Source organism: Cellvibrio zantedeschiae (genome assembly GCF_014652535.1).
Lineage (GTDB): Bacteria > Pseudomonadota > Gammaproteobacteria > Pseudomonadales > Cellvibrionaceae > Cellvibrio > Cellvibrio zantedeschiae.
In genome coordinates this window covers 530294-555856 of the sequence record NZ_BMYZ01000003.1, presented here as the reverse complement: position 1 = coordinate 555856, position 25563 = coordinate 530294, and the positions used below count along the sequence as shown (strand labels likewise).

General features: G+C 39.0%; 33 protein-coding genes. 30 read left to right on the top strand and 3 right to left on the bottom strand.

Going from position 1 to position 25563, the window contains the following annotated elements; genetic code table 11:
- Positions 1-8: 8 nt before the first annotated feature.
- Together argB and slmA are read left to right on the top strand one after the other, a co-directional pair.
- On the top strand, positions 9-914 hold the full coding sequence (gene argB / locus IE104_RS16570; RefSeq protein WP_189420534.1) for an acetylglutamate kinase: 906 nt from the start codon (positions 9-11) through the stop codon (positions 912-914).
- Positions 915-978: 64 nt separating this feature from the next.
- A complete protein-coding gene (gene slmA / locus IE104_RS16565; protein WP_189420533.1) occupies positions 979-1590 on the top strand; it encodes a nucleoid occlusion factor SlmA in 612 nt (203 codons plus the stop codon).
- A 31-nt stretch (positions 1591-1621) separates the two neighbouring features.
- On the opposite strand, the gene IE104_RS16560 is transcribed toward slmA, so the two are convergent.
- Together IE104_RS16560 and pyrE are read right to left on the bottom strand one after the other, a co-directional pair.
- Positions 1622-2248, bottom strand: a complete 627-nt coding sequence (locus tag IE104_RS16560; RefSeq protein ID WP_189420531.1) for a hypothetical protein — start codon at positions 2246-2248, stop codon at positions 1622-1624.
- A gap of 66 nt (positions 2249-2314) precedes the next feature.
- Positions 2315-2959, bottom strand: coding sequence for an orotate phosphoribosyltransferase (gene pyrE / locus IE104_RS16555; RefSeq protein WP_189420529.1), 645 nt, complete (start codon positions 2957-2959; stop codon positions 2315-2317).
- 241 nt (positions 2960-3200) lie between these two features.
- On the opposite strand from pyrE, the gene IE104_RS16550 reads away from it, so the two are divergent.
- The 3 genes from IE104_RS16550 (at position 3201) to IE104_RS16540 (ending at position 5188) form a co-directional block, all read left to right on the top strand.
- Entirely contained in the window at positions 3201-3977 is a 777-nt protein-coding gene (locus IE104_RS16550; protein WP_189420527.1) for an exodeoxyribonuclease III, read from the top strand.
- A 177-nt stretch (positions 3978-4154) separates the two neighbouring features.
- Positions 4155-4892 carry a helix-turn-helix domain-containing protein gene (locus tag IE104_RS16545; RefSeq protein ID WP_189420525.1) on the top strand — a complete coding sequence of 246 codons (738 nt, stop codon included), beginning with the start codon at positions 4155-4157 and terminating at the stop codon, positions 4890-4892.
- An 11-nt stretch (positions 4893-4903) separates the two neighbouring features.
- The gene (locus IE104_RS16540; protein ID WP_189420523.1) at positions 4904-5188 is read left to right on the top strand and encodes a hypothetical protein; all 285 of its coding nucleotides are present in this window, start codon (positions 4904-4906) and stop codon (positions 5186-5188) included.
- 62 nt (positions 5189-5250) lie between these two features.
- Here IE104_RS16540 and rph read toward each other — a convergent pair whose 3' ends face one another.
- On the bottom strand, positions 5251-5973 hold the full coding sequence (gene rph / locus IE104_RS16535) for a ribonuclease PH (protein WP_189420521.1): 723 nt from the start codon (positions 5971-5973) through the stop codon (positions 5251-5253).
- Between the two features lie 144 nt (positions 5974-6117).
- Here rph and IE104_RS16530 point away from each other — a divergent pair, with 144 nt between their 5' ends.
- From IE104_RS16530 to fliP, 25 genes are all read left to right on the top strand, one after another.
- Complete coding sequence (locus tag IE104_RS16530; RefSeq protein ID WP_189420519.1) at positions 6118-6987, top strand: YicC/YloC family endoribonuclease; 870 nt, start codon at positions 6118-6120, stop codon at positions 6985-6987.
- Positions 6988-8056: 1069 nt separating this feature from the next.
- On the top strand, positions 8057-8317 hold the full coding sequence (fliQ, locus tag IE104_RS16525) for a flagellar biosynthesis protein FliQ (RefSeq protein ID WP_189420517.1): 261 nt from the start codon (positions 8057-8059) through the stop codon (positions 8315-8317).
- Positions 8317-9063, top strand: a complete 747-nt coding sequence (locus IE104_RS16520; protein ID WP_189420515.1) for a flagellar biosynthetic protein FliR — start codon at positions 8317-8319, stop codon at positions 9061-9063. The genes fliQ and IE104_RS16520 overlap by 1 nt, the downstream gene beginning before the upstream one ends.
- A 3-nt stretch (positions 9064-9066) precedes the next feature.
- Entirely contained in the window at positions 9067-10137 is a 1071-nt protein-coding gene (locus tag IE104_RS16515) for an EscU/YscU/HrcU family type III secretion system export apparatus switch protein (protein WP_189420513.1), read from the top strand.
- Positions 10137-12203, top strand: a complete 2067-nt coding sequence (locus IE104_RS16510; RefSeq protein WP_189420511.1) for a flagellar biosynthesis protein FlhA — start codon at positions 10137-10139, stop codon at positions 12201-12203. The genes IE104_RS16515 and IE104_RS16510 overlap by 1 nt, the downstream gene beginning before the upstream one ends.
- A complete protein-coding gene (locus IE104_RS16505) occupies positions 12200-12898 on the top strand; it encodes a flagellar basal body rod C-terminal domain-containing protein (RefSeq protein ID WP_189420509.1) in 699 nt (232 codons plus the stop codon). Before IE104_RS16510 ends, IE104_RS16505 begins: the two co-directional genes overlap by 4 nt.
- A 9-nt stretch (positions 12899-12907) precedes the next feature.
- Complete coding sequence (locus IE104_RS16500) at positions 12908-13669, top strand: flagellar hook-basal body protein (protein WP_189420507.1); 762 nt, start codon at positions 12908-12910, stop codon at positions 13667-13669.
- 4 nt (positions 13670-13673) lie between these two features.
- A complete protein-coding gene (gene flgA / locus IE104_RS16495; RefSeq protein ID WP_189420505.1) occupies positions 13674-14366 on the top strand; it encodes a flagellar basal body P-ring formation chaperone FlgA in 693 nt (230 codons plus the stop codon).
- A complete protein-coding gene (locus IE104_RS16490; protein WP_189420503.1) occupies positions 14353-14910 on the top strand; it encodes a flagellar basal body L-ring protein FlgH in 558 nt (185 codons plus the stop codon). The genes flgA and IE104_RS16490 overlap by 14 nt, the downstream gene beginning before the upstream one ends.
- Positions 14907-16007 carry a flagellar basal body P-ring protein FlgI gene (locus tag IE104_RS16485; RefSeq protein ID WP_229838035.1) on the top strand — a complete coding sequence of 367 codons (1101 nt, stop codon included), beginning with the start codon at positions 14907-14909 and terminating at the stop codon, positions 16005-16007. Before IE104_RS16490 ends, IE104_RS16485 begins: the two co-directional genes overlap by 4 nt.
- A 4-nt stretch (positions 16008-16011) precedes the next feature.
- Complete coding sequence (locus tag IE104_RS16480; protein WP_189420501.1) at positions 16012-16356, top strand: hypothetical protein; 345 nt, start codon at positions 16012-16014, stop codon at positions 16354-16356.
- Positions 16353-16742, top strand: a complete 390-nt coding sequence (locus tag IE104_RS16475; RefSeq protein ID WP_189420499.1) for a flagellar basal body rod C-terminal domain-containing protein — start codon at positions 16353-16355, stop codon at positions 16740-16742. The genes IE104_RS16480 and IE104_RS16475 overlap by 4 nt, the downstream gene beginning before the upstream one ends.
- Positions 16742-17062, top strand: a complete 321-nt coding sequence (fliE, locus tag IE104_RS16470) for a flagellar hook-basal body complex protein FliE (protein ID WP_189420497.1) — start codon at positions 16742-16744, stop codon at positions 17060-17062. Before IE104_RS16475 ends, fliE begins: the two co-directional genes overlap by 1 nt.
- Before the next feature lie 9 nt (positions 17063-17071).
- The gene (fliF, locus tag IE104_RS16465) at positions 17072-18406 is read left to right on the top strand and encodes a flagellar basal-body MS-ring/collar protein FliF (protein ID WP_189420495.1); all 1335 of its coding nucleotides are present in this window, start codon (positions 17072-17074) and stop codon (positions 18404-18406) included.
- 3 nt (positions 18407-18409) lie between these two features.
- Positions 18410-18736, top strand: a complete 327-nt coding sequence (locus IE104_RS16460; RefSeq protein ID WP_189420493.1) for a hypothetical protein — start codon at positions 18410-18412, stop codon at positions 18734-18736.
- Positions 18737-18759: 23 nt separating this feature from the next.
- Complete coding sequence (locus IE104_RS16455) at positions 18760-19434, top strand: hypothetical protein (protein ID WP_189420491.1); 675 nt, start codon at positions 18760-18762, stop codon at positions 19432-19434.
- Positions 19424-20761: a FliI/YscN family ATPase gene (locus tag IE104_RS16450; protein ID WP_189420490.1), complete on the top strand. Its 1338-nt coding sequence runs from the start codon at positions 19424-19426 to the stop codon at positions 20759-20761. Before IE104_RS16455 ends, IE104_RS16450 begins: the two co-directional genes overlap by 11 nt.
- Entirely contained in the window at positions 20748-21155 is a 408-nt protein-coding gene (locus IE104_RS16445) for a hypothetical protein (protein ID WP_189420488.1), read from the top strand. The genes IE104_RS16450 and IE104_RS16445 overlap by 14 nt, the downstream gene beginning before the upstream one ends.
- Positions 21156-21159: 4 nt before the next feature.
- Complete coding sequence (locus IE104_RS19060; protein ID WP_229838033.1) at positions 21160-21981, top strand: hypothetical protein; 822 nt, start codon at positions 21160-21162, stop codon at positions 21979-21981.
- Entirely contained in the window at positions 21982-22386 is a 405-nt protein-coding gene (locus tag IE104_RS16440) for a flagellar hook assembly protein FlgD (RefSeq protein ID WP_229838031.1), read from the top strand.
- Positions 22387-22414: 28 nt separating this feature from the next.
- A complete protein-coding gene (locus IE104_RS16435; RefSeq protein WP_189420486.1) occupies positions 22415-23575 on the top strand; it encodes a flagellar hook-basal body complex protein in 1161 nt (386 codons plus the stop codon).
- Positions 23532-24296 (top strand): FliM/FliN family flagellar motor switch protein, encoded by a 765-nt coding sequence (locus tag IE104_RS16430; RefSeq protein ID WP_189420484.1) that lies wholly within the window; start codon positions 23532-23534, stop codon positions 24294-24296. Before IE104_RS16435 ends, IE104_RS16430 begins: the two co-directional genes overlap by 44 nt.
- 6 nt (positions 24297-24302) lie before the next feature.
- Positions 24303-24602 carry a FliM/FliN family flagellar motor switch protein gene (locus IE104_RS16425; protein ID WP_189420483.1) on the top strand — a complete coding sequence of 100 codons (300 nt, stop codon included), beginning with the start codon at positions 24303-24305 and terminating at the stop codon, positions 24600-24602.
- A gap of 19 nt (positions 24603-24621) precedes the next feature.
- Entirely contained in the window at positions 24622-24906 is a 285-nt protein-coding gene (locus tag IE104_RS16420; RefSeq protein ID WP_189420481.1) for a hypothetical protein, read from the top strand.
- The gene (fliP, locus tag IE104_RS16415) at positions 24899-25561 is read left to right on the top strand and encodes a flagellar type III secretion system pore protein FliP (RefSeq protein WP_189420479.1); all 663 of its coding nucleotides are present in this window, start codon (positions 24899-24901) and stop codon (positions 25559-25561) included. The genes IE104_RS16420 and fliP overlap by 8 nt, the downstream gene beginning before the upstream one ends.
- Positions 25562-25563 lie beyond the last annotated feature (2 nt).

The following is a 25563-nucleotide window of genomic DNA, read 5'->3' as shown; positions in this document are numbered from 1 at the left end:
AAATACCTATGTCACTCAATCGTGATTCGGCGATGAACATCGCCAATGTTTTAACTGAAGCTCTGCCTTACATCCAGCGTTTCACTGGCAAAACCATCGTCGTAAAGTTTGGCGGTAATGCAATGGAAGGCGAGGCATTACAAAACAGTTTTGCGCGCGATATTGTGTTGATGAAATTGGTAGGTATGAATCCTGTAGTTGTTCACGGCGGGGGCCCACAAATTGGTAGCCTGTTAGAAAAATTAAATATTAAATCCGAATTTATAAACGGTATGCGTGTTACCGACAGCGCAACTATGGATGTAGTTGAAATGGTGCTTGGTGGTACAGTGAACAAACAAATCGTGAGCCTGATTAACCGCAATGGCGGTCAGGCAATTGGTTTGACGGGTAAAGACGGCCAATTAATTCGCGCCAAAAAATTAACCGTAACGCACAAAACACCTGAAATGACGGCGCCGGAAATTCTGGATATAGGTCACGTGGGTGAAGTATCAGGCGTAAACACTGCGGTGATTGATATGCTTATCAATAGCGATTTTATTCCTGTTATTGCACCTATAGGCGTGGGCGAAGACGGCTCTTCCTACAACATTAATGCTGACTTGGTGGCTGGAAAAATTGCAGAGTATCTGAACGCAGAAAAATTGATGCTGTTGACAAACGTTGCAGGCCTGCAAGACAAACAAGGTAAAGTTTTAACAGGTTTGAGCACCACACAAGTCGATGCGCTAATCGAAGACGGCACAATTTATGGCGGCATGTTACCAAAAATTGCGTGCGCTTTGGATGCAGTAAAAGGCGGTTGTACCAGTGCGCACATTATCGATGGTCGTGTAGATCACGCGGTCTTGTTGGAAATTTTCACCGACGCTGGCGTGGGCACCTTGATTACTAACAAGCCAAAGAATTAATTCAAGATTTAACAGGCGTTAGTTGACGCCTGTTAAATTTTTACCACGGAAGCAGGTAAACATAATGAGTAAGGCTGGAACACATCTTTCGCGTCGGGAACAAATTTTAGCAGCACTCGCTAAAATGCTTGAAGACAGCCCGGGCGAGCGTATTACCACCTCGGTTCTGGCGAAATCTGTCGGCGTGTCTGAAGCCGCTTTATATCGTCATTTCCCCAGCAAAACCAAAATGTTTGAAGGTTTAATTGAGTTCATTGAAGAGACTATTTTTTCACAAATAACTTTTGTAGTCACTGAAGAAAAATCAGCAATCAAGCGCTGCGAATCCATAGTAAATGTATTGTTGCGATTTGCAGAGCAGAATCCCGGTTTGTCACGTTTGCTAGTCGGCGATGCACTAACCGGTGAAACAGAACGGCTGCGCCAGCGGATAGTGCAAATTTTTGAGCGAATCGAGACCCAACTAAAGCAAATCTTACGCGATGCTGAATTGCGCAATCATCTACAAGCGGCCTTACCCGCTGCGGCTTTTGCGCATTTTTTAATGGCGTATGTTGATGGTGCAATAGTGCAGTTTGTGCGGAGCGAATTCCAAAAATCGCCAAGTGAACATTGGCTTGAGCAATGGCGAGTGCTTGCACCTTTATTGATGCAGATTGAATTGGTTGAAGTATAAAAACAAGACGTAAAAAAACCGGCATAGCCGGTTATTGTTTGGGTTGTCCGAAAATTTCAATAAAACGCGCTTTATCTTTTTCGTATTTTGCTGCAGCACCGTCGTACTCGGCTTGGCGCTGTTTAATTTGATTGTTAAGATCTTTTTCTTCTGCGCGCAAAGTAGAAATATTTTTCAAAATATCTTCAGACACAGTTTTTCCATTGCGCTCAATGGCGGCAGCATGTTCTTCCTGGGCTTTTAATTGCGTTTTAATACTGGAAAGATTTGCCTGCAAAATGCTGATGGTATTAACGAGCTCTTGCAAGTTGCGCGCTTTGGCCGAATCAATATCTTTAACGGAGCTGTAGGTTTGGCGCAATTCCAAATCTGTACGTGCTTGCTCCTTGGCCAGCTTGCGCTCTTTTGCCAAACGTTCAGCATCAGCTTCTGGCGGTGAAGGCGGAACCACTTTTAATATTTCGCCGCCAATGGTTAACATTTCATAACCGTTGCGAACATATTGTGGTGGTATAGTTTGCGAAACTATTTTACGGCCATCGCTGGTGGTATAGCGGAAGAAAACTTTCTTATCTTGCGCTAATGTGTTTACACTCGCGACAATAAAAAAGCCGCCTATCACGAAAAGCTTTGTGATGAATTGGAATCGTTGTTTCATAGCTACCGAAAGTTCCAAAGATTACACATCAGGTACAACAATAATATGCCATACCTGAACCTTAGCTTACTCTACACCATAGGTTGAGCGGTAAGCTTTAATTTTACTAACCATATCCTGCTGGTTGGCCTGACCTTCAAGATAATGGATTATGTGGTTTAAATTAATAATACTCACCACCGGAATGCCGAAAGATTGTTCAACCTCTTGAATGGCCGACAATTCGCCCTGACCTCTTTCCTGGCGATTGAGTCCAATCAAGACCGCAGCGGGCGAGGCGCCTGCTGATTTAATAATAGACATAACTTCGCGCACTGCGGTTCCGGCGGTAATGACATCATCAACAATGAGGACTTTTCCTACCAGCGGTGCGCCAACCAATGTGCCGCCTTCGCCGTGGTCTTTCGCTTCTTTACGGTTGTAGCAGTAGGGCAGATCTTGTTGATGATGGTCTGAAAGCGCAATCGCTGTAGTTGCAGCTAAGGGAATACCTTTGTAGGCGGGGCCAAAAACAATGTCAAAGTCGATATTGGCGTCCTTGATAGCGGCAGCGTAATAGCGGCCTAATTCGGCCAGGGCACTGCCGGTTTGAAAGCGGCCAGCGTTAAAAAAATAGGGGCTGGTACGGCCAGACTTAAGGGTGAACTCACCAAAGCAAAGGGCTTGGTGTTTAATCGCCAGCTGGATAAAGTCGTGCTGGTATTTTTGCATGCAAATTTCCTATTTATGAACTAGTTTTAAGAAAGCTAAGTATTTTAAGAAGCTAAGGTCGGCAGACCCAAGAATAAGATTTTATGGGCATGGGTACTGAACTCAATTGTCTTTTGGTTATCAGTAGTTTTCCTACTTACAATTCCCCATAAACCTTTAAAAATTGTAACAATCCGAAACATAGGTAACACATTGTGATAAACCTTGGGTATCATACACAGTCCGTAATCAAGGGGCTAACATGAGAGTTATAAGTCTTAGCGTCGATGGGATAGTTCAGTCGGCGCAGCGCGGTCTTTATGACTGGCTGGCAAACCAAGATGCAGATTTAATCTGCTTGCAAGACCTTCGCGCACGTGAGCGCGACATGGAAAAGCCTGAGTACCAACTCGAAGGTTACTTTGCCTACTTTTTTGATTCCGGAACCAAAAACTACAATGGCGTAGCCATTTATACCCGCTTCCAGCCTAAAGCATTGATTTACGGATTGGGTTTTGCCTCAGGCGTGGATATGGAAGGCCGCTACTTGCAAGTTGACTACGAGCAATTGAGCGTAGGTTCACTGCTCGCCCCTAGCGCAACATCTGAGCTGGAATCACAAGAAGTCAAAATCAAATTCTTTGACGATTTCCAAGCGCACCTCGACAAAATTACCCGCAAGCGTCGCGAATATATTTTTTGTGGCAACTGGGCCATGGCCCATACGCCGCGCGATGTTAGCAATTCTGCCGAAAACCAACACAATTCCGGTTTCTTGCCTCATGAGCGCCAATGGTTGAGCCAACTTTACAACCAATTGGGTTATGTCGATGCATTCCGTCGTGTTAACAAAGATAGCGACGAATACAGCTGGTGGCCAAAAGGTACAAAAGGCGATGGCGATGGTTGGCGCACAGACTTCCAGGTTGTCTCCAACAGCATTGGCCCTAAAGTAGAATATGCGGCAATTTATAAAACCCAGCAGTTCTCCAGTCATATGCCGGTGATTATTGATTACGATATTGAATTGCAGCCTTAGTCTTTCTCAGTTTTTTTAACCCGCCGCTTGGCGGGTTTTTTATTTTTGACGATGAATATTGGTAAATAAAGACAATATCTCTCGGTATTCACCAATATTCATCTTCCAAGTTTTACAGGAATCTCCAAGAATAAATTGCGGTAACACAATTTTCACACCGCACAACAAGGACACTCTATGAACATTGGCGAAAAAATTAAGCAGCTGCGTACCGATAAAAATCTAACTCAACCACAATTGGCTGAAGCGATTGGCATTGAACAATCCTATTTATCTAAATTAGAAAATGATAAATCCATTCCTTCGGCAGATATTTTTCAGGCAATCCTCAAGGCTTTTGCGATTGATGTGGGCAGTTTTCTTGACGGCATTGATGAAAAAATTATTCATCGCCAATTGCGGCAGATTCCGGATGTAGCTAACTATTTGAATGCTGGCGTTGCTTATAAAATTCACAATATTAAAAAATGGCTCTATGGATCAGCCGCAGCATGTGTGATTGGATTGACTTTGATTGTGGCGGGAGAAAAAAACCTGCTTTTTTCCTCCGTGCGATACAATTATGTTTCTCCGGGGGTGGTGTTGCCCAACGAGTCGGCAGATATTTTAGATAGCTTTACATTTAGGAATAGTTTGGATAGAAAGGTAAATGCAAAACTTATATCTTATGATGAAGCGGCCAAGCTACTATCAGACTTTGAAAATGAGCGCAGTAGACCCAGCTATCAATTGACAGATCGTTACCAAGGGCAAAGGTTTGTGGCGCCCGTAGAGGGAGGTTCGCGGACTTATAGGTTGACTGATACGGTCGTGGTTCAATCTCCAAACAACCGCCATCTAACATTGTTAGGTAGTGTTCTAACTTTCGCGGGGATCTTCGGCTTCTTCGTTGAATTCCGTTTACGCAAGATTTAAAGGATCTAAACATGAACAAAATTGCATTCATAAGTCTTTTGGTTGGGTTAACCCAGTTCACCTTCGCGCAGGAAGTCCCCGCAAAAAGGTCACAGAAAATAGAAGGCTGTATTTACGGTGATATTGTTTATGAAGTCGGTGCGAAACATTCAGTTCAACAAGCAGTAACAGATCCGGTTACTCATAAAACAACCATGGTTGATCTTGAGCCAAAGATTGTGCAGGAATGCATGGAAGATAAAAATGCAGATAAAACAAAGTCGCCCCGATTTTATTGGCGAACACTTCCGAATTAAATAAAAAAATCCCGCGTTATTTTAACTGCCTAGTCAAATTAACGCGGGATCTTTTTAATAGCTTAATTCATTGCCAAAGCTTCCTGCTGCAAACGATGCAATTCTGCAATTCCCTGCTTGGCCAATTTCAACATGGCTGCAAACTCTTCTTCAGTGAACGGCTCGGCTTCTGCTGTTCCTTGAATTTCAATAATCCCGCCGTCGTTGCCCATCACCACGTTCATGTCGGTGTCAGCTGCTGAGTCTTCGGGGTAATCCAAATCCAATACAGGCACACCTTGATAAATTCCTACCGACACTGATGCAATCGCACGCTTCAGTGGCTCCCCAGTGACTTTTCCAGCTGCTTTTAAATGCGCGATGGCATCGGCAAGCGCAACCCAGGCACCAGTGATGGACGCGGTGCGTGTGCCGCCGTCGGCCTGGATTACATCGCAATCGATATTAATAGTGTTTTCGCCGAGAGCTGTTAAATCCACTGCTGCGCGTAATGAACGACCAATCAAACGTTGGATTTCCACCGTGCGACCCTGTTGTTTGCCGCGCGCTGCTTCACGATCCATACGCGTTCCTGTAGAGCGCGGCAACATGCCGTATTCTGCCGTGAGCCAGCCCTGCCCTTGGCCGCGCAGAAAACTCGGTACATTATTCACCACGCTGGCCGTACAAATAACTTTGGTGTCACCAAACTCAACCAGCACCGAGCCTTCGGCATGTTTGGTATAGCGGCGAGTGATACGAATATTGCGCAGTTGGTCAGGATTTCTCCCGCTTGGGCGTTGCATGCTCTAATTCCTTACTTCTGAATGTGATATGAGGAAGGTGTGTTACCATCCACCAAATTTTGCTTGTGTCGACAAAATGGGCCGAACTTTACCAGTTCTAGCAACCTCAAGTCACCAAGCCACCGCAAACAAAAGGAACACTCTATGCCACGCAGTATGACCGGCTTCGCGCGCCGTGAAGCGAAGCTCCCTTGGGGAACGGCCGTTTGGGAAATTCGCAGTGTTAACCATCGTTATTTGGAGCCTAGTTTCCGCCTGCCAGAAGATTTTCGTGAAATTGAACCCAACCTGCGCGACGCCATGCGCAAATCCTTACAGCGCGGTAAAGTGGAAGCCAGTCTAAGCATTCATTGGGAGCAAGAAGGCGAAGCTGATCTGGGGATTAATATCAGCCGCGTCGCACAATTAACCAAAGCGGCCCAGCAAATCAATAATCTATTGGGCGCAGCTGCCGCACCTGTAAACGCGCTGGACATCCTCAAATACCCCGGTGTAATCCAAAAGCAGGAGCTTGACCGTGAAGCCATGCAAGCGGCAGTTCTTAAGCTATTTGATTCGGCGTTGGAAGGGTTAATTGAACATCGTACGCGCGAAGGTAATGAGCTGGAACAACTTATTTTGCAAAGGCTCGATTCGGTTTCCGCGCAAGTGATAAAAGTCCGCGCGCGTATGCCAGAAATCCTCGCTGCCCAGCGCGAAAAACTGCAAACCAAACTCGCTGCCTTGCAAGTTGATTTAGACCCGGAGCGTTTGGAGCAGGAAATAGTTTTGCTTGCACAAAAAGCAGATGTAGATGAGGAATTGGATCGCCTCGACACTCACGTAATTGAAGTAAAACGCAGCCTGAAACAAACCGATTCCCTTGGCCGCCGTTTGGACTTCCTGATGCAAGAGCTGAACCGCGAAGCCAATACCCTCTCCTCCAAAAGTATCGTAAGCGATACCACTCAGGCCGCCGTAGAGCTAAAAGTGTTAATCGAACAAATGCGTGAACAGGTGCAGAATATTGAGTAACGATTAAAATTTTTTTTCAGATAAAGTAAGATAGGTCAAACTTCTGCGAGATCGCATCTAGCAAGGAAATCTTATTTTCCCCAAAAGTTCTAGTGCAAAATAACTCGCGGACTGAATCAAAACCATAAATACACACAGGATTAGTTTAATAACGATAGTAAAACAAAATTGCTTGGAACAGCTAAGGTAAGCGACACATTAAGAAATGTGGATCTTATATACGGGACAACGAGTAAATGTAATTACCTATAAAACCGCATCCTACGCATCCACTAAATCGCAGCCATCTTATCCATTCGTGGTATATGGTTGATCCAGTGCGTACATTATTAGCCACCACTTAGGCTCGTATAGCTTCCTATCAAGTTCATTTACGCGTTTTTCTCATAAACTCACCATTCTGTGATTCCTGATCAATAATATCCAAAACGATTGGGGCTAAATTATTATATATTTCGCCCATACCCAAATCATCCAAGATCAAAAGCTGTGTCTTTACCAAATTTCGCCTAAGTTGATGATCCGGTGACATTCAACAATTACAAACATAAACAACAGTAATTAGACGTAGTCAAACGATTCTTGTTGCGTCAACCTACTTTATAGCAGCGCATCTTATATCCTTGATGACTTCTGGATACTCACTATAAGTATATATTAAAAGAAAGCTAACACAGCATTAGACGAATGAGACCACAGATGCGATAAATATTGGATTTCAGAAACTCTTCTCTCATCCCATCATTGACTGTAATACTTCATTACCCCGTAAAATTTATTTCTTATATTCTATGAACGTCTAGGTAACTACAACTTTTTAAACCGCTAGGTCAACATTTATATTTTAAAAAATAACCACCAATAAACACGCAATAAAATTGGGTAATTAGAATTTCATTAAAGCGTGACTTAGTTCGCAATATTTAAACGACTCTTATATTTAATTTTTTAAAAAAAAATAAATTTTAGCATTGTGTATATTTTTTTTGAATATATTGGCGCTAGAAGTTACATTTAAATAATAAAAAGAGGAAGATATAGCTTAATTTGCAGCTTTGGATTTTTTATCATGGAACAGGAATTCGCACTTAATCTCACCCAACAAATGCTAACGACTGCTGCCAAAATTGCAGCTCCATTTTTGATTGCGTGTTTAGTCGTTGGTCTGATCGTTAGCATCATCCAAGTTGCTACTCAAATCCAGGAAATGACATTAACTTTTGTCCCCAAAATAATAGCTGGGGTAATGGTGGTTATGTTTTTTGGCGGCTGGATGCTCTCCACCTTGGCTGAATATGCGAAGAACACTATTTTACAGGCAGCAGGATAGTGATCTCGAGCAATATTGCAGCAGCAACCTACGTTTTTTTTAGATTATCTCCGATTATCCTGGTCGCACCTGCCTTTCCATTCGCCTTTATCCCCGTCGTCGTCAGATTGGTTCTGGTGATAGTTTTTTCTTCGGTGATAGTGGCGAGTTTGGAAGAGCAACATTTAAAGCTAATACCAACAACTTTATCTGTATCTTTGTTAGTAAGCGAAATTTTTTTAGGGATTATTTTATCGTTGAGTCTTCATGCTGCGAATGCAGCTGTACACATGATGGGGCAGTTAATAGATATTCAAACCGGGTTGGCAGTCGCCTCTACATTTGATCCTGCGAGTTATCAACCAAATAGTCCAATAGGAACTCTCTTTTCCCTAGTTTTGATTATTTGTTTTTTTTCCTTGGGGTTGGATTACGATCTTTTAAATTCTTTTGCTGAGTTGTTTAGAGTTGCACCTCCAGGTGTAAGCTATGGATTAAACGATAATTATTTTCATGCGATTTCTGAAATTTTTATATTGGGATTTGTGGTAGCAAGCCCAATAATTATCACCCTGTGGTTACTCGATATTGCATTATCTTTTATATCTAAATCTTTACCGCAAGCTCAAATATATTTTGTTGCTATGCCATTAAAAATATTTTTAAGTTTATTGTTGCTCGGAATAACTTTAGAGAACTCAACAGATACTATTTACGCTCTATTAAAGAATAGCTTATCAACATGGATAAATGTGGTGCGCACTTAAAAAATGGAAAATCAGGCAGATAAATCACAGGATGCAACACCTTATAAACTCGAAGAAGCAAAAAAGAAGGGGCAAGTTGGCAAAAGCCACGAGTTTGTTTCAGCGTGTAGCTTATGCGTAATGAGTTTTGGTATTTGCATATCCATTCCGAAGCTAGTCAATATATTGAGCATTCAAACTACAAGCTGGATAAAAAACACCAATGAAATAGTTAAGTCTCCGATATTAGTTATTGCGCAACTAAAAAGTTTTGCTGGCGACGCTTTTGAAATTATTGGTTCGATAATGGCGTTAGGTGTTTTAGCAGCCGTTTTATCTTCTCTTTTACATATTGGTTCAGTATTTTCTTTATATCCGCTTAAATTTGATCTTGAAAAATTGAATCCTGTAAACGGGATCAAAAAAATTATTTCAATTAGAGGGCTTGTTGAGTTATTTAAACTGGTCTTGAAAGTTATTTTCTTTGCAATAGCAACTTTCTTCGTTTGGCGCCAATTTAAAGTTCAAATACTGCATCCAGGAACATTATCTCCGTATGCCATTTTAAATAGTTGGAAAACGGCATTAGTGGCAATGACGGTATCAATTCTTATTGTATTTATTCTTTTTGCAATTTTTGATTTATGGTATAGCAAAAGAGAATTCGCTAAGAAAATGAGAATGAGTACTCGAGATATAAAAGATGAGTATCGTAAAAGAGAAGGGGATCCTGAGCTAAAAAATAAAAGGAAGAAAAATTTAGTTGAATTGTTACGCAATCTTGGCGGTGCATCAAAAATAAGAAATGCCGATGTGATTATCACAAATCCCACGCACGTTGCAGTTGCCCTCCAATACAGATCAAAAACTATGGCTTTACCGATAGTACTAACTAAAGGTAGGGGATTTTTTGCGAAATTTATTATCAAAAGGGCAAAAATGCATGGCATTCCTGTTTATCGCCGCCCATCTTTGGCAAGAAAACTCTATGCCGAGGTTGCAGTGAATAATGTTATACCAACATCCGAACAGCAAATTATTGCCGATATTTACAAAGAAATAATAAAGTCTCCAAATAGTAAGGTGTTTTTATAATGCAGGCGCGGTTTGCAAGTATTTTTTTAGGTGCAAAGGATTTAATCCTGATCATCGGCATGATAGGAATCTTAATGATCCTATTTGTTCCTATATCCAAAGGCGTTTTAAGCTTTCTTTTGCTGACAAATTTTTCGGTAGCACTGTTAATTTTATTAGTAACTTTTTACACGGAAAAGCCATTAGAGTTTTCTACATTTCCATCTCTACTATTAATGACGACTTTGTTTAGATTATCGTTGAATATATCGACAACTAGATTAATTTTGCAAAATGGCGATGCAGGTGAAGTAATCGACGCAGTAGGAGCCCATGTTGTTGCAGGAAACTATGTTATTGGATTGGTAATATTTTTTATTCTTATTGTTGTTCAATATATCGTTGTTACCAATGGAGCCCAACGTGTTGCCGAGGTAGCTGCGCGGTTTACCCTCGATTCCCTTCCGGGTAAACAGATGAGTATTGATGCAGATTTAAATATGGGAATTATTGATACCGATGAAGCAAAAAGACGACGCTCACAGCTGGAAAAGGAATCGAATTTTTATGGCGCAATGGATGGTGCATCAAAATTTGTTAAAGGCGATGCTGTAGCAGGAATCGTCATTATCATCATCAATATTATTGGTGGGCTTTCAATTGGTATTGCGCAAAGAGGTATGTCGTGGGGCGATGCTTTACATAGATATACATTATTAACAGTTGGAGACGGAATTGTAACGCAAATACCATCGTTAATAATTGCGGTGGCGTCTGGAATTATCATTACCAGAGCCGCAACCGATGCTCGCTTGGGAGTTGAAGTCTTCAAACAATTTTCTGCTCATCCCAAGACGATAGCGATTTTATTAGTGGCATTAGTCGTCGAAGCATTTATTCCAGGGTTGCCAAAATTGCCGATAATTATTTTGATTGCTATTTTCGGTGGCATTGCATGGTTGATCTATCAAGGTAAAAAGAAGCAACAAACAGCTCAAAGTACAAAAGAGGAGCCTAAGCGGCTCATAGAAAATGAGCAGTTCTATGAAGACATGATCACGGAACCATTTGAAATAAAAATAGGCAGTGTTCTGCATGATTTCTTTGCAAAAGAAGAATACGACATAGAGCGTAGAATCTCAATTTTGAGAAAAAATATTGCAAACGAATTGGGTCTTGTATTGCCAACACTAACGTTTAAAAAAGATGTTAAACAGCGACCAAATGAATACAAAATTTATATTGCGGGCGAGAGCTTCGCTTCTGGATTACTGAAGTTTGACTGCTTGTTAGCAATTAATCCGCGAGGTGATTGCACAGAAATTGAAGGTGAAAGCACTAGAGAGCCTACCTATGGTCTCCCAGCCAAATGGATTAATCCTGAATTAAGAACAGCTGCACAAAACCTCGGATACACTTTGATTGAACCCGAGACAGTGTTGCTAACTCATCTACAGGAAATTTCCAAGCGATACGCAGGTCATTTTTTAACGAGAGCAGAAGTAGAGAAGATAATAGATTTGCGTAGATCTGAATTAGGCAATGTGGTTGATGATGTAATACCTGCAATGTTTACTTATTCGGATATACAAAAAATTTTACAAGGACTTTTGGCTGAACAAGTACCTATAAAAAATATAACAGCAATTTTTGAAGTAATTGCCGATTTGGGGCGCACTGTAAAAGATCCTGAAGAACTGGTAGAAAGCTGCCGGCAAAAACTTAAGGCCAGTATTTGCGAATCAGTTTGCGATAGTGAGGGAAAAATTCATGCAATTACATTTTATCCCAATATAGAAAGAAAATTATTGGCTTCCGCTGGATACACAGACATCAATGCTTCACCACTATCACCAAAAGAAATAGACACATTAATTAATAAAATATCGAAAGAAACTGAAAAATTATTAAAAGCAAATGTCAGCCCGGTAATTTTGTGCGCAGCGCCGGTGAGAAAATTTGTTAAAAAAGTGATGCGTAGAGCATTACCCCTATTAAAAGTAATATCAATTAATGAGATTGATGAACGTGTCAGCGTTGTGTCGTCAGGCATAATTGAATTTGAGCAAATGGCAGAGAGTATATGACAGATCCGATAATGGCTTATGCCGGAGTTATGAGGGTTGAAATCGAGCGAATGAACTCGATTGCGCACAATTCAAGCAATGTTAATAGCGATGGATTTCTTCAAGAGAAAACTTATCTTGATGGTAATCAGTTTAAAAAAATTTTGCTAAATCAAAAAATTGATAACTCCTACAGTGTTGCACCAGATAAAAAATTGGGCGCGTTGCGTTTAACTCAAAGTTCAAATGATATAGGAATAAATTCTGGTGATTGGTTTCAAGTTGAATCTGACGAGGGAACTTTTCTCACGCGCAACGGGCATTTCAATTTAGATGAAGCAGGTACGCTGTGCTTGGGAAAATACAAAGTTGTAGGCACTAATGGATACATCACCGCTTTGAAACCTGGCTTTACCGTTCATTCTGATGGCAGTGTGTTCTCGGGCGGTGAGTATGTTGATAAATTAAAAATGATTTCATTACCAGAAAACTTTACGTTAAGTCCGGCTGGCAATGGAGTTTACTTATCCCCGAGTGATGCCAAAGAAGCAACGGATCCCAAAGTTGTTCAGGGAGCTTTAGTAGCCTCAAATGTCGATATACAAAGTGATATGACGAAAATTATAGAAATCTCTCGCCATATTGAAATGTTACAAAGAGCTATGACTGCCTACAGCAGTGTGCTTGATGTCGGAATAAACCAAATAGGAAAATAGGTAATTGGAATGCTAGAGATACTACATATTTCTGAGAATGGATTGAAAGCAAATCAAGAGTGGATTAACTCAATTTCTCACAACGTTGCCAACATGCAGACTCCAGGGTTTAAAAAAGCATCTGTTGGATTTAGTGAGCTTATTAGTGCAGGAAATATTCAGCATGAGCCAGTTCAAAAATCAAACTTTGAAGGCATGGGAGTCAGTATTGCGAATAAAGCGACTGATTTTTCCAAAGGCGATATTAAGCAAACGGGAAAATATTTAGATGTGGCTGTTATTGGCGACGGCTTTATTGAACTTGAAACCGAGAATGGTGATTTGGTTTATACAAAACTTGGTCATCTCGGCGTAAATGCTGACGGAAGACTAGTTGCTCATGATGGCTCATTACTTAGCTCGGACATCAATATTCCTACAGGCAATAAAGGTGTGAGAATTGCACCAAATGGCTTGGTGTCAGCTGACATGGGCGATGGAAATTTTTTAGACGTAGGTAGCATCAATATTGTTCGATTTAATAATCCTGAATATTTGCAATCGATTGGAAATCAAATATTTCAGCCTACGAAACAAAGTGGTGAGGCTGAATTGGAATCAACGAGCACTAGCAAAACTACTCTCGCACAAGGTTTTCTTGAAATGTCTAATGTAAATTTAGTCGATGAGATGAGTGATTTATTATTAGCTCAACGAGCTTATCAATTAAATGCGCGATTGATTCAAACGGCTGATCAGATACTAGAAACAATTAATAATTTACGGCGCTAATTAAATGCTACGCACGTTAGGGGCAGTTATCATTGGTGGAATAATTGATTGTTCTGGTGTGATATCACATATGAATAGCTCTAACCGTGTGCAAACTTGGGAAGTCGCTGCATGCAAAAATCTTCCAAGAGATTACAAAAAAGCATCAATTTCTCCATTGAAATTAACAGAAACAGATGCACCTGATAGCTCTGATGTCACTCAGATAATAGTAAGTTCGCCGTTGCAAGGAAGGTTTAAGGTTGTGTGGGTGGAGGCTCGTGAAAATAAACAAAAGGTTAAGTCAACAGTAAATGTAGCCTTTGAATTGTATAAAGATGTTTGGACGTTCGCGAAAGATCAGAATGCAGGTGCAATAATTACCTCAGACGCTGTAATTTTAAAAACTGTAAATGTTGCGCCATTTTTTGGTGTTAGGAATTTTAGTGAAAGTAATATTGTTGGTAAACGTTTGACGAAGCGCAGTAGTAAGGGACAAATAATATTTAGCGAGCATTTATCTTCTCCTTTATTGTTAGAAAGAAATACCAATGTTAAAGCTGTTTTAATTGACAGTGGATTAAAAATTGAAATGGATGCTATTAGTTTGGAAGATGTTTCTGCTCCAGATCAAAAAATAAAAATACGCATATTGACCAGTGGCGTAATACTCACTGGTACGCTAAGAGAAAAAGATACGATATATGTTGAAAATTAAATATTTACTATTAGGAATTATTTGTTCATCTGCTTTTGCCGCAGATATTGATAAATACCAACCGCTTGTTAGTGATGCAAAATCCTATAGCCTTGGTGAGCCTATAGTCGTGTATGTTGTAGAGACTACATCAGCGGAGGCATCGGCAGGCACAGGTGTTGAAAAGAAAACTGACATAAGTGCAAGAGCACACAACACTAGCAATGAGGTTAGTGCGGGTGTTGGTATTGGTGCTAGCGACGAAGGAAATGGTAAAACCAGTCGAAAAGGAAAAGTTTCTACGCAATTAAGTGCGACAGTGGTAGAAATATTGCCAGAGGGAATGCTTAGAATTAATGGAGCTCAAACTATAACTATAAACGGTGAAAAGCAGAGTATTACTGTTACCGGTTTAATTAGAGCAAAAGACGTATCTAAAAATAATAGTATATTTTCATATCAGATATCAGAAGCAAAACTAGAGATATCTGGTATTGGCGATATTAGTCGTTCGCAAAAGCAAAATATCTTATATCGCTTCTTTAATTCGCTAGGTGTTCTGTGAAATATAAAATATTTTTTTTATTCATCGGATTATTATTTCTTGACGTTGCTCATGCAAATTCAGTGAGATTAAAAGAGCTTGCCAGAGTTCAAGACGTTAAAGATGAATCACTTATAGGATATGGCATCGTAATAGGGCTAAGTGGTTCAGGCGACTCTGCCAAAAATAAAATGACAATTCAGTCATTAAAAAATACGCTGAGCCATTTTGGTTTGTCTTTGGAAGACAGAGATATTCAAAGTCGAAATGTGGCAGCGGTAATGATAACTGCAAAAATTTCAAGTTTTTCAGAGATTGGAGATCAATTTGATATAGCCGTTTCATCAATTGGTGATGCAAGAAGCTTAACTGGTGGAACATTAGTGTTAACGCCAATGTATGGGCTTGATGAGAAAATTTACGCTTTTGCTCAAGGTCCATTGACGGTCGGTGGTTATGAGTACGAGCAAGATAAAAACTCAATGACAAAAAACCATCCTACAGTGGGCAAAATTGTACATGGTGCGACATTGGAACGCACATTGGCAGACACTCCGCAGGGCAATGAAATAAATATTGTATTGGCTAATCCCGATTACACCACCTCTTCCAAAATAGCCAATGCAATTAAAGTGAGTGGGCTATCGAATTCCGTAAAGTCAGTGCATCCAGGAAAAATCAAATTAATTATGCCGGAAGGAAGTGACAGGGTTGATTTTCTTTCAAGACTCGAGGGACTTGAAATAACACCTGATACTCATGGAAAAGTTGTTATCAATGAACGTTCCGGAACAATTGTTGCGGGAAGTAATGTAGTGATAAGTGCAGTGAGTATTGCACATGGCAATTTAAAAATTGAAGTTAGTACTAAATACACAGCCTCTCAACCTAATAGTGCCCTTGTTAATGGTGATGGTGTGCAAAGCTTGTTGGTGCCTAATGTCAATTTAAAAGTGTCAGAAGAGTCAGGCACTCCTGTGAGTCTTCCGGAGGGAACCACTGTTGCAAATCTGGTAGTTGCGCTCAATAGAATCCATCTAACCACCAGAGACATCATTACCATTTTGCAATCAATTAAAACAGCTGGTGCATTGCACGCAGAATTAATTATAGAGTAAGAACATGACTTCAATTTATTCCATTATTGATTCTGCCCAATACGGATTATCTGTAGAAAGTGTTAAGGCCTATGTTGCAACGCAGAATATTGCAAATGCAAATAGTCATGGATATGTAGCAAAATCAGCACATTTTGATTCGCTAGTTAAAGCAGATCTTGGTAGCTCAGGAACAAGTACACTGGATGACGAAATTTCTGAGCATGTTGTAGATGCTACAGCAAAGAAAATTTCATTGGATTCTGAAGTTGTTGCAGCTTCAGATGCAGGCTTAAGATATCAAGTTATAGCAGACGTTATTCAGAAAAAATTTGGGCTACTTGAGTTGGTTTATGGAGGCAAAAAATGAGTGAATTATCAATAAATAATATTGCAGGAATGGGCATGGATTATGAACGCACAAGAATTGAAATGGCGATGTTACGTCTTTCACTTGTCGATGTTTCTTTTTCATCTTCAGCAGAAGCAAGTTCCTTTTTGAGTAATGCCCAATCAAAATTTTCAAATCAATTATCATCGAGTGAGTTATCGAATAAAAATATTACAACGAAATCAATTAGTGATCCTACAAATCCGAACGCTGACATTCATGGTAATGCCTATTATTTAAATATCGACCCAACAAAAGAAATGGCGACTTTGGTTGCTGCAACCAGAGCGTATGAGGCTAATGTCAAAGCTTACAATATTAATGCGCAAATGGTACGTAGTGCGCTTGAGCTGGGGGCTAAGTAATGACTATTGAAGCCCTACCCAAAATATTAGCAGCCGAAGCCAACATAAATGTTAGCGATGCATTTTTAAGCGCAAATTTAAATCAATTAGAATCGTCTAGATCCGTCGATAACAATCCATTTTTAAATGCAATTCTAAGTGCAGACAATCAAATTAAATATGCAGATGGTTTAGTTGAAAAATATATAAGTGGCGAAAATATACCGGTACATGACATGGTTATAGCAATGAACAAAGCTAAGACGGAAGTACAGTTTCTGGTAGAGGTAAGGAACAAAGTATTTGAAGCTTACCAAGAAATTTCTAAATTGCAGATATAAAAAATCAATATGAACAATAAACAAGTTACAATTGTTGGCGTAGTTGCCATATTAATGATAATTCTATCGATAGTATGGTGGATGATATCTCCAACTTGGGTATCGCTTTTTCCGGTAGAAATAACTGATTTGGAAAAAACGAGTGTTACTAATACTTTGACGAGTGCTGCAATAGATTACAAATATGATGAATCCTCAAAAAAAATTCTTATTAAAAGTGAGGACGTGCTGAAAGCACATGCGGTGCTTGAGACCAAAGGAATCCCGCAAAAAAATGGGGTAGGTTTGGAAATGTTTAGTAATAGTGAGTATGGACTTTCAGAGTTTGTACAAGGGATTAATTATCAAAGAGCAATGGAAGAAGAGCTTGTTAGATCTATTCGGTTAATAAAAGGCATTAAAGATGCAAGAGTTCATTTAGCCATTAAAAAACAATCAATCTTTGAAGAGAAAAAAGAAGATTCAAAAGCTTCTGTCATATTAACATTTAAAGAAAATACGGTAGTTGATTCTGGAATGGTTCGAGGCGTCCAGCAAATCATTGCTGCTGCTATCCCCTCTCTTTCAGCTGGTTCAATAGTAATCTTATCGGACGATGGCATAATTCTCACTCGTGACTCAGATGAGACCTATAGTGCAGAAACAAATACCCTGGAACAAAAATATACCAATTCAATTTCAAAATTATTATCCAGCTACTTTGATCATACCGCTTACAGCGTTACTGTTGATGTGAAGTTTGATAAAAAGAAAAAAGTCACCGTAGAGGAAAATTATGTACCTGATTCTCGCACAGGAAAAGGATACTTATTGAAATCGAGACAATCAGAAAAAAAATCTGATGTCGATGAAGCTCAAGGTACAGGTCAAAACCAAAATCTTAAAGAGGAAGAGTTTGCGTATTCAAAAGAACGTTCAGAAATTGTTTATCCAGTCGGCAGTATCGAAAAAATATCTGCAGCAGTGGTAATTCAAGGCGAGCTAGCTAAATCTGAAAAAGATGCGCTACAGGATTTGATATTCAACTCCATCGGTATGGATGCTGCTCGAGGCGACACAATTTCTATTATTGCTGCCAGCCGAAATTCTAAGCATGTGACTTCAAATGATTTGTCTCAAGAAGATCCGGATGTTGCTAAGAGCGCTGTAGCGAATAATAGTAATCAAGACTATACCAGCATCACTAAACCAAATCTTATTGCATTGGTTGTTTCATTGGTGATGCTGATATCCGCCATAACCTTTTTCATGCGAGCATTAAACAAGTCTCGAGATAACCAAAGAGAAATATCTTCAGCCGAACGTGAAAAGCTAATTGCTGATCTACAAGAGTGGATGAAGTGAATTATGTTTAACCCTACGCAAAAGAAATTGGCGCTTTCATTTTCATTGCTGAGCAATAAAGATCAAGCTCATGTACTAAAAGCTTTGCCACAAGAAAAAATAGAAGTGTTGGAGAAATTGCTGGAAGAGCTTGCGCAGCGCGGAATTAAATCAAGCTCTTTGAAATACTTAAAAGATAGTTTGAATTTGGTTACGTCTGACTTTATACATGGGACTAATGTCTTAAATAATCAGTCCAAAGAATTTGCTTTTGTTTCTGATTATGCAATGAAAAATAATCATGAAATACCGAAAAAACTGTTTGAATACATTCGAACAATTAAAAACTAACTTAATAGAGTTTATATCTTTAAATGCGAAAAATTCGTTTATTTGAACTGTCCCCATCAAGTATCTTTGATGGTGAAGATTTACCTAGAGACAGTGAATTTGCCAACGTGAGCGCGAAGCTTATCTCCGCCGATGAGGATAAGATTAAAGCTCTTGTTGCTGAAGAGATCAATAAACAAAAAGCCATAATGGTTACTAATTTTGAGCGTGAATTGGAAAAGGAAAGAAGTAAATTACTCATGCGCTCTAACGCTGAAATCGATAAACAAAAAGCTATTACAGAAACCTTGGAGGGTTTGGTTTCGGGCATTGGTTCTGAATTGAGTGCAAAGCTGGTCAATGAGGTTTCAGATTTAAAAGAAATAGTTGTATCACTGGTCATGGAGTCATTATTTAAGATTTCTAGCAAGGAGCTAATAAAGCAAGCAATCGCAAAAGATATCGCAGAGCTTTTAATTGAAAAAATAACTGCCGAAGGTGTGGTTTCATTAAATGTTTCGGCGTCGGATCATAAATTACTGGAAGCTTTACCATCGTATAGCAGTATTAAGCCATTTTTGCATATTGATAAAAATTTATCGGCTGGTCAGGTATTACTTGAGGATTGCGGATCTTTCTACAAGGTCGGAATATCAGATCGATTAGACGCTTTACGTAAAGCATTTACTATCGCGCTGGATAATAAAAATGAATTATAGCTTTCTCTCCAAGGCTATAGATTCAGCAGTGGTCTTTAAACAATTTGGTACGCTTTTATCAATTAATGGTCCGGTAATTGAAGCAACTGGCTGCAAAGTTCAACATGGAGAACTGGTTAAAATTGTGCAACCATCATCTGGAAATTCTATTTTTGCAGAAGTTATTGGGTTGCGTGAGCACAAAATTTTATTAATGCCATACAACGGTATAGATGGCCTGTGTCTCGAAAGTATTGTAGAACCATTGGGTGATTTTTTCTCAGTACCTGTTGGTCACAAATTGTTGGGAAGAGTTATAGATCCTTTGGGTAATGCATTGGACGATAAGGGGGACATTGATGTATCGCAACGCCGTTCATCTCATGGATCTTCGATAAATCCGTTAAACCGTAAACCCATAACAGAAATGTTATCAACCGGAATTAAAGCGATAGATATTTTCACCCCAATAGGTAAAGGGCAACGGGTTGGAATATTTGCAGGTAGCGGTGTTGGGAAAAGTACTCTTCTGGGCATGATCGCTAAATTTAGCGTCGCAGAAGTTATCGTCATTGCTCTCATTGGTGAACGCGGTAGAGAGGTAGGTGATTTCATTCGCGATAACTTAGGCGATGAAGGTTTACGTAAAACGGTTTTAGTTGTTGCTACCGCTGCGGAGCCCGCGGTGCTGAGAAGGCAAGCTGCATACACTGCGACTGCTATCGCGGAATGGTTTAGGTCAGAGGGACAAGATGTTTTATTGATTATGGATTCAATTACCAGGTTCGCAATGGCACAACGGGAAATAGGTTTGGCAGCTGGTGAGCCTTTAGGTGCTAGAGGATACCCGCCATCGGCACTGTCACTATTACCTCCGTTGGTAGAGCGAGCTGGAAATATTTATGAACAAGGTTCGCTGAGCGCAGTTTATACCGTTTTGGTTGAGGGCGATGACTTCAATGAACCAATTTCTGATCATATGCGATCAGTACTTGATGGTCACATTATATTGGATCGTGCGATTGCGGCCAGAGGTCAATATCCTGCAATCGATATTTTAAATAGCATTAGCCGTTTAGCTAAATTCATTAGCGATAAAGATGAAATTTCAGATGCAGCTTTTTTAAGAACGCTGATAAGTAATTATCAAGAAGCAAAAGATTTAATAGATTTAGGCTTGCACAAAGAAGGACACAACAAGGTTACCGATCTTGCTGTAAAAATGAAGCAATCTATAGATCAACTTTTGCAGCAAACTGAATATACTATATGTGATCGTAAAGAACTAAGGAAATTGGTAATAGAAATTATTAAAAAGGCGAAGGAGTTTGAAAGTGCAAATAAATAATCTTATTAAAAAGCAAAATGCGTTGACGCTCCTGTCAAAAATAAAAAAATATGAATATGAACAAGACGCATATAATCATTCATTGGCTATAGAGTGTGAAAAAGCACACGAACATAGGTTGGCTGTAATAATACAGCAACTATCGGATATAGATACCTATCTAGCCTTTAATATATTCCCTTCTCATCAGAAGGCCATTGATCAATATTCGACATACATAGCTGAAAAACAGCGCGAAGAGTTGATTTCCGTTGCTGAAACAAAAAATGAAATAGCATTACTTTTAGATAATATTTTAAAAAATACTAAAGCAAAAAAAATCATTGGTGAAAAATCATTAAAGTGCAGCAAAGAATTAGCAACACTTATTGAATTTAAACATAATCAAGAATAATTTTATGAATAATATTGATTCTCAATCTTTCATTGCCGGTCAGCCGAATAATAACCCTGAGCCGTTCAACGAAAATGCATCGAAAGATACAAAAAATTTTCACAGCTCTTTAAAAAATAAAATTTTTACACATAACAAGCAGCAATTTATAAATTTGGTTTTGGGGTCAGCATCTAAAACGGATGATGTGAAACACTCTGGAAAGTTTTCTGAGTCTGTAAAACAAAGCGGATCGGCGACAATAATTTCTGCGCAAGCTTCAAAAAGAACTATTGTTACGCTGGGCAAAAATAATTTATCAGCCCCTGGATGCTTTGCAGAGGAACTTCCTTTAGTTAAAAAGGGCGTCGTAAATAGCGCTAAACAAGCTGTGGGAAGCAAGGAAAAAAAGTTAGATGTTGAGTTGAGCGCTTTTGCTACTTACAAACTTTCTTATATAGATCGCCTGCCTGATAAAATGTTGACTTCAAAAATTCTAAATTCAGAAAAAATTCACAATACCGACGCACACATAAACGATTTCAAAATGCTCACACCTTATATTTCCACGAATAATGGCGTTAAGTTTGGAGTGGCGACTCAAGAGTTAGCCACCAAGTATTTAGAGAATGTTGATCTTGTAGAGAATCCTACAAAAGCAGTTAGCGCTGAACACTTAATGCAATATGAAAAATATAAAATATCTCTTATTGGTGAAGAACAAAAAATTTTATTGATCAGAGATTATGGCAATAATTTAGAGCTAGATAGTGGTGATATTAAAAAGCTGTTTGTGAGTCATCTGGAAAAACTTAGCACGATAATATTAAACGGTAAGGAGATTTAAATGGACGCTATCGGTAGTGTGTTATCTAGTACTGAAGCACAAACTAGCACCAAAACCATTAATCAAGATGATTTTATTAAATTGTTTTTAACTCAATTAAATTTTCAAGATCCGATGGAGCCGGTTGATAACAGAGAGTTTCTTGCACAAATTGCACAGTTTTCTTCTTTAGAGCAATCAAGAAAAATCGGCGAAAGTATTAGTGATTTGGTGTTATTAAATTCAACATCTCAATCGTTGTCTTTATTGAGCAAATTCGTTGAATTAAATCAAGATGGTATTAGATCAACCGGAACGGTAAGTGCAGTTAATTTTACTGCTGACGGTCCAATGCTCACCATTACATTAAGTACGGGCGGGATCATTCGTGATGCTCGTTTGTCACAAGTAAGTTTAGCTAGATAACTACTCAAATTTTATTAGGAACAAAATCATGCAATCATTTTATAACGGCTTAGGTGGAATGCTAAACTTTTCTAAAAGCCTGGATAACGTAAGTAATAATATCGGAAATATGAACACACCTGGGTTTCGCGGAAATGATTTATTCATGCGTGGTTTAGGTGGTGATATGCAAGGTGATGGAGCAACAATAGGAGTTAAAGTTGCTCGGGATCAAGCTGGTGATTTAAAACAAACCGGCGTAGCTACAGACCTTGCCATTAATGGTGACGGTTTATTTATTTTAAAAAATGATAGTGGCGATATATTTTATAGCCGAGCGGGCCAATTCAAATTCAATGAAAAAAATGTTCTTGTTGATGGCGCTACTGGAATGCAAGTGATGGCTATTAATTCTGCCGGCGCGCTTTCAAAAATTGATATATCTACTAGTAAAACGTTGTCTCCTGAAGCGACTACGGCGATCGATTTATTGGGAAACTTAAGTTCCACCGACACTTCTTACTCACTTACCAATGTCACAGTCTACAACTCGGTTGGTGATAAGTTTCAGTTAAAGCTTGATTTTGCTAAAGCAGCTGCACCAGCAACTAACACCTGGAATGTTACTGTTAAATCTGCATCAGATGCGGTTTTAGGAACTTTTACTACCCAGTTTGGTGCTGACGCTACGCCACTGACTGGTTTTAATTCTATCAACCAAACACTGGTATTGGGCACTTCATCCCAGACGATAGCGTTTAATTTTGGCGCCTCCGGTTCTTTATCGGGTGCCACGCAGTTAAGTGGAACTTCAAATCTTGGCGCGATGAGTAAAGATGGTCATGCAATTTTAGGTTTGAGTTCGTTGTCTGTAGATACAGATGGTGTAATTCAATTTAAATATACAAACGGCACTACTAAATCTGGTCAGCAAGTTGGTATTGCATTGTTTAATGATCCTTCAACTCTTGCAGCCACTCATAACGGAATGCTGAAAGCTAATAACAATACAGGATTGAAATACGGTAAGCCCAGCAATGCTCTATTTGGCAGCATCCAAAGTAAAAGTATTGAAATGTCTAACGTTGATCTTACTCAAGAGTTCGCAGACATTCTAATCATTCAAAGAGGTTATCAGGCAAGCTCAAGAATTATGAGCGTCTCAAATGATCTTTTGGATCAATTATACAACAGCACACGATCTAAATAATATGTTACCTCTGGCTTTATTAAATCAAGATGCGCTTTCAGATTTGGAATTATATCTTACTAACAATGTAAAGAACTGGATGAGTGATTGGTGTTTTTCACAAATCATTCCAAGAGTATCCATTACTTCTTGTGAGAAAATTGATTTTGATGCTTGTACTGGCATAAATATATGTAAAAAAAATAGTAGATTTTTTTTTACAGTTGAAGATAAAAATATGAATTGGAGAAAAATAATTTTCTCTAATGCTAATACACTTGATGGGTCAGCCATTAAAAAACTTACGCAAGCTGCTACCACGGATTTATTTGCAGAGCTGTTTGGGTCGCATGAAATTAGCAATTTATCCTCATTGAGCTTTCCGAAGCATATAAAAACATATATGAGAGTCACTGTTTCTTTTGAGGAAGCTGGATCATTAAATTTCTTTTGTCCTCATTGGATGTGGTCACATCAGGCCAAAAAAGTTCAGCTTAAAGCACTTAATAAAAAGATTAAGCGCGACCATTTCATAGCATCATCTATTGCAAGTTTATCAGTGTCATTACAAGGAGGTAATGTATCTGTAGAGGATTTAAAAAATGCGGGTGTAGGTACTATTATTAAATTGCAAAGTCCGGTAGAAAATAAATTTTCTATAAGTATTGGATCAAAAAAAATAGCCAGCGTCGCACTTGGGAAGCTAGATATACATAAAGCGTTTATTACGTTAAAAGAGTAAAAAATTATGATTGAAGATTTGGAGCTTTCGGAACTTTCTGAAAAAAGCAATGTTACGGGTGATTCGCTGGTAAAGATAGATCCAGTAATTTATGGCCATCTTAAAACAACGCTTGAGGTGGTTGTTGGTTCTGTTGAAATGACAGTGAATCAATTACTTCAATTAAAAGCTGGCAGTGTGGTAAAGATGCTTGAAGAGGTAAATTCACCCATGATATTAAAAATGGATGGAAAAATAGTTGCATCAGGATCACTGGTGATTATTGATGATAATTTTGGTTTTGAAATCTCTGAAATCATTGATTGATTAAGAAGCTAATTTAATTATGGATTATTTTGTAAGAATAATGATCAGTCTAACAGCACTTCTGGCAGGTGCTTTCTGTTTACTATATTTTCTTCGTCCCTGGCTGAATAAGCATCTTAAAATTACTAATCAATCTATAGCAATCGTTGAACAAAAAGTTATCCCTAAAGCAGGTATTGCCAGTTTATTATCAATTTCTGGTCGTAAGTATTTGGTTGTTTCCAATGCTAATGCAATAGCAATATCGATTGTTGACGACGTTAATCAACTTCCTACTTTGACGCCAGAAAACAAAAATGTCTGATATAAATTCCATCTTTGAAATGAAAGGTATGTCAGGTGAGCTAAATATATTAGCGTTAGTGACGCTTTTATCTTTGCTGCCAATCATTATCATTTCGATGACCACTTTTACGCGCAATTTAATTGTTTTTTCATTTGTGCGTCATGCTCTGGGGTTGCAACAAAGTCCTCCTAATATCGTCATAATTGTATTGTCTTTAATTGTAATGTTTTTCACAATGCAACCCATTTTTAAGAGATGTTATATGGAAGGCGTGGTTCCATATCAACAAAAACAAATTAATATTGAAGATGCTGTTAATAAAACATGGCAGCCAATGCGTAGCTTTATATTTCTCCAGGCCCAAGAAAAGGATATACAGTTTCTCTATAAAATCTCCAAGAAAGAAACGCCTAAGAGAATGGAAGATGTAGAGTTTCAATATCTTGTTCCAGCGTTCATGCTCAGTGAATTGAAGCTCGCATTCAAAATTGGATTTATCATATTTTTGCCGTTTTTATTAATTGATCTTGTAATTGCAGCAATACTGACATCGTTAGGGATGATTATGGTGCCTCCTACAACCATATCGCTTCCATTAAAAATCATGCTCTTTGTGGTTATTGATGGTTGGGAATTGATCACCCAGGTATTGGTCACAAGTGTAGCCACTTAATA

What these genes read in the sequence shown, in the direction of transcription:
- slmA (WP_189420533.1), top strand. Translation starts at nt 979, where the DNA reads ATGAGTAAGGCTGGAACACATCTTTCGCGTCGGGAACAAATTTTAGCA.
- IE104_RS16560 (WP_189420531.1), bottom strand. Translation starts at nt 2,248, where the DNA reads ATGAAACAACGATTCCAATTCATCACAAAGCTTTTCGTGATAGGCGGC.
- IE104_RS16510 (WP_189420511.1), top strand. Translation starts at nt 10,137, where the DNA reads ATGCAGGCGCGGTTTGCAAGTATTTTTTTAGGTGCAAAGGATTTAATC.
- IE104_RS16450 (WP_189420490.1), top strand. Translation starts at nt 19,424, where the DNA reads ATGAATTATAGCTTTCTCTCCAAGGCTATAGATTCAGCAGTGGTCTTT.
- IE104_RS16425 (WP_189420483.1), top strand. Translation starts at nt 24,303, where the DNA reads ATGATTGAAGATTTGGAGCTTTCGGAACTTTCTGAAAAAAGCAATGTT.
- IE104_RS16460 (WP_189420493.1), top strand. Translation starts at nt 18,410, where the DNA reads ATGTTTAACCCTACGCAAAAGAAATTGGCGCTTTCATTTTCATTGCTG.
- IE104_RS16540 (WP_189420523.1), top strand. Translation starts at nt 4,904, where the DNA reads ATGAACAAAATTGCATTCATAAGTCTTTTGGTTGGGTTAACCCAGTTC.
- IE104_RS16480 (WP_189420501.1), top strand. Translation starts at nt 16,012, where the DNA reads ATGACTTCAATTTATTCCATTATTGATTCTGCCCAATACGGATTATCT.
- IE104_RS16440 (WP_229838031.1), top strand. Translation starts at nt 21,982, where the DNA reads ATGGACGCTATCGGTAGTGTGTTATCTAGTACTGAAGCACAAACTAGC.
- IE104_RS16505 (WP_189420509.1), top strand. Translation starts at nt 12,200, where the DNA reads ATGACAGATCCGATAATGGCTTATGCCGGAGTTATGAGGGTTGAAATC.
- fliE (WP_189420497.1), top strand. Translation starts at nt 16,742, where the DNA reads ATGACTATTGAAGCCCTACCCAAAATATTAGCAGCCGAAGCCAACATA.
- IE104_RS19060 (WP_229838033.1), top strand. Translation starts at nt 21,160, where the DNA reads ATGAATAATATTGATTCTCAATCTTTCATTGCCGGTCAGCCGAATAAT.
- IE104_RS16500 (WP_189420507.1), top strand. Translation starts at nt 12,908, where the DNA reads ATGCTAGAGATACTACATATTTCTGAGAATGGATTGAAAGCAAATCAA.
- fliQ (WP_189420517.1), top strand. Translation starts at nt 8,057, where the DNA reads ATGGAACAGGAATTCGCACTTAATCTCACCCAACAAATGCTAACGACT.
- IE104_RS16435 (WP_189420486.1), top strand. Translation starts at nt 22,415, where the DNA reads ATGCAATCATTTTATAACGGCTTAGGTGGAATGCTAAACTTTTCTAAA.
- IE104_RS16550 (WP_189420527.1), top strand. Translation starts at nt 3,201, where the DNA reads ATGAGAGTTATAAGTCTTAGCGTCGATGGGATAGTTCAGTCGGCGCAG.
- IE104_RS16455 (WP_189420491.1), top strand. Translation starts at nt 18,760, where the DNA reads ATGCGAAAAATTCGTTTATTTGAACTGTCCCCATCAAGTATCTTTGAT.
- fliF (WP_189420495.1), top strand. Translation starts at nt 17,072, where the DNA reads ATGAACAATAAACAAGTTACAATTGTTGGCGTAGTTGCCATATTAATG.
- argB (WP_189420534.1), top strand. Translation starts at nt 9, where the DNA reads ATGTCACTCAATCGTGATTCGGCGATGAACATCGCCAATGTTTTAACT.
- IE104_RS16430 (WP_189420484.1), top strand. Translation starts at nt 23,532, where the DNA reads ATGATCTTTTGGATCAATTATACAACAGCACACGATCTAAATAATATG.
- IE104_RS16545 (WP_189420525.1), top strand. Translation starts at nt 4,155, where the DNA reads ATGAACATTGGCGAAAAAATTAAGCAGCTGCGTACCGATAAAAATCTA.
- IE104_RS16515 (WP_189420513.1), top strand. Translation starts at nt 9,067, where the DNA reads ATGGAAAATCAGGCAGATAAATCACAGGATGCAACACCTTATAAACTC.
- IE104_RS16475 (WP_189420499.1), top strand. Translation starts at nt 16,353, where the DNA reads ATGAGTGAATTATCAATAAATAATATTGCAGGAATGGGCATGGATTAT.
- IE104_RS16530 (WP_189420519.1), top strand. Translation starts at nt 6,118, where the DNA reads ATGCCACGCAGTATGACCGGCTTCGCGCGCCGTGAAGCGAAGCTCCCT.
- IE104_RS16490 (WP_189420503.1), top strand. Translation starts at nt 14,353, where the DNA reads ATGTTGAAAATTAAATATTTACTATTAGGAATTATTTGTTCATCTGCT.
- rph (WP_189420521.1), bottom strand. Translation starts at nt 5,973, where the DNA reads ATGCAACGCCCAAGCGGGAGAAATCCTGACCAACTGCGCAATATTCGT.
- pyrE (WP_189420529.1), bottom strand. Translation starts at nt 2,959, where the DNA reads ATGCAAAAATACCAGCACGACTTTATCCAGCTGGCGATTAAACACCAA.
- fliP (WP_189420479.1), top strand. Translation starts at nt 24,899, where the DNA reads ATGTCTGATATAAATTCCATCTTTGAAATGAAAGGTATGTCAGGTGAG.
- IE104_RS16420 (WP_189420481.1), top strand. Translation starts at nt 24,622, where the DNA reads ATGGATTATTTTGTAAGAATAATGATCAGTCTAACAGCACTTCTGGCA.
- flgA (WP_189420505.1), top strand. Translation starts at nt 13,674, where the DNA reads ATGCTACGCACGTTAGGGGCAGTTATCATTGGTGGAATAATTGATTGT.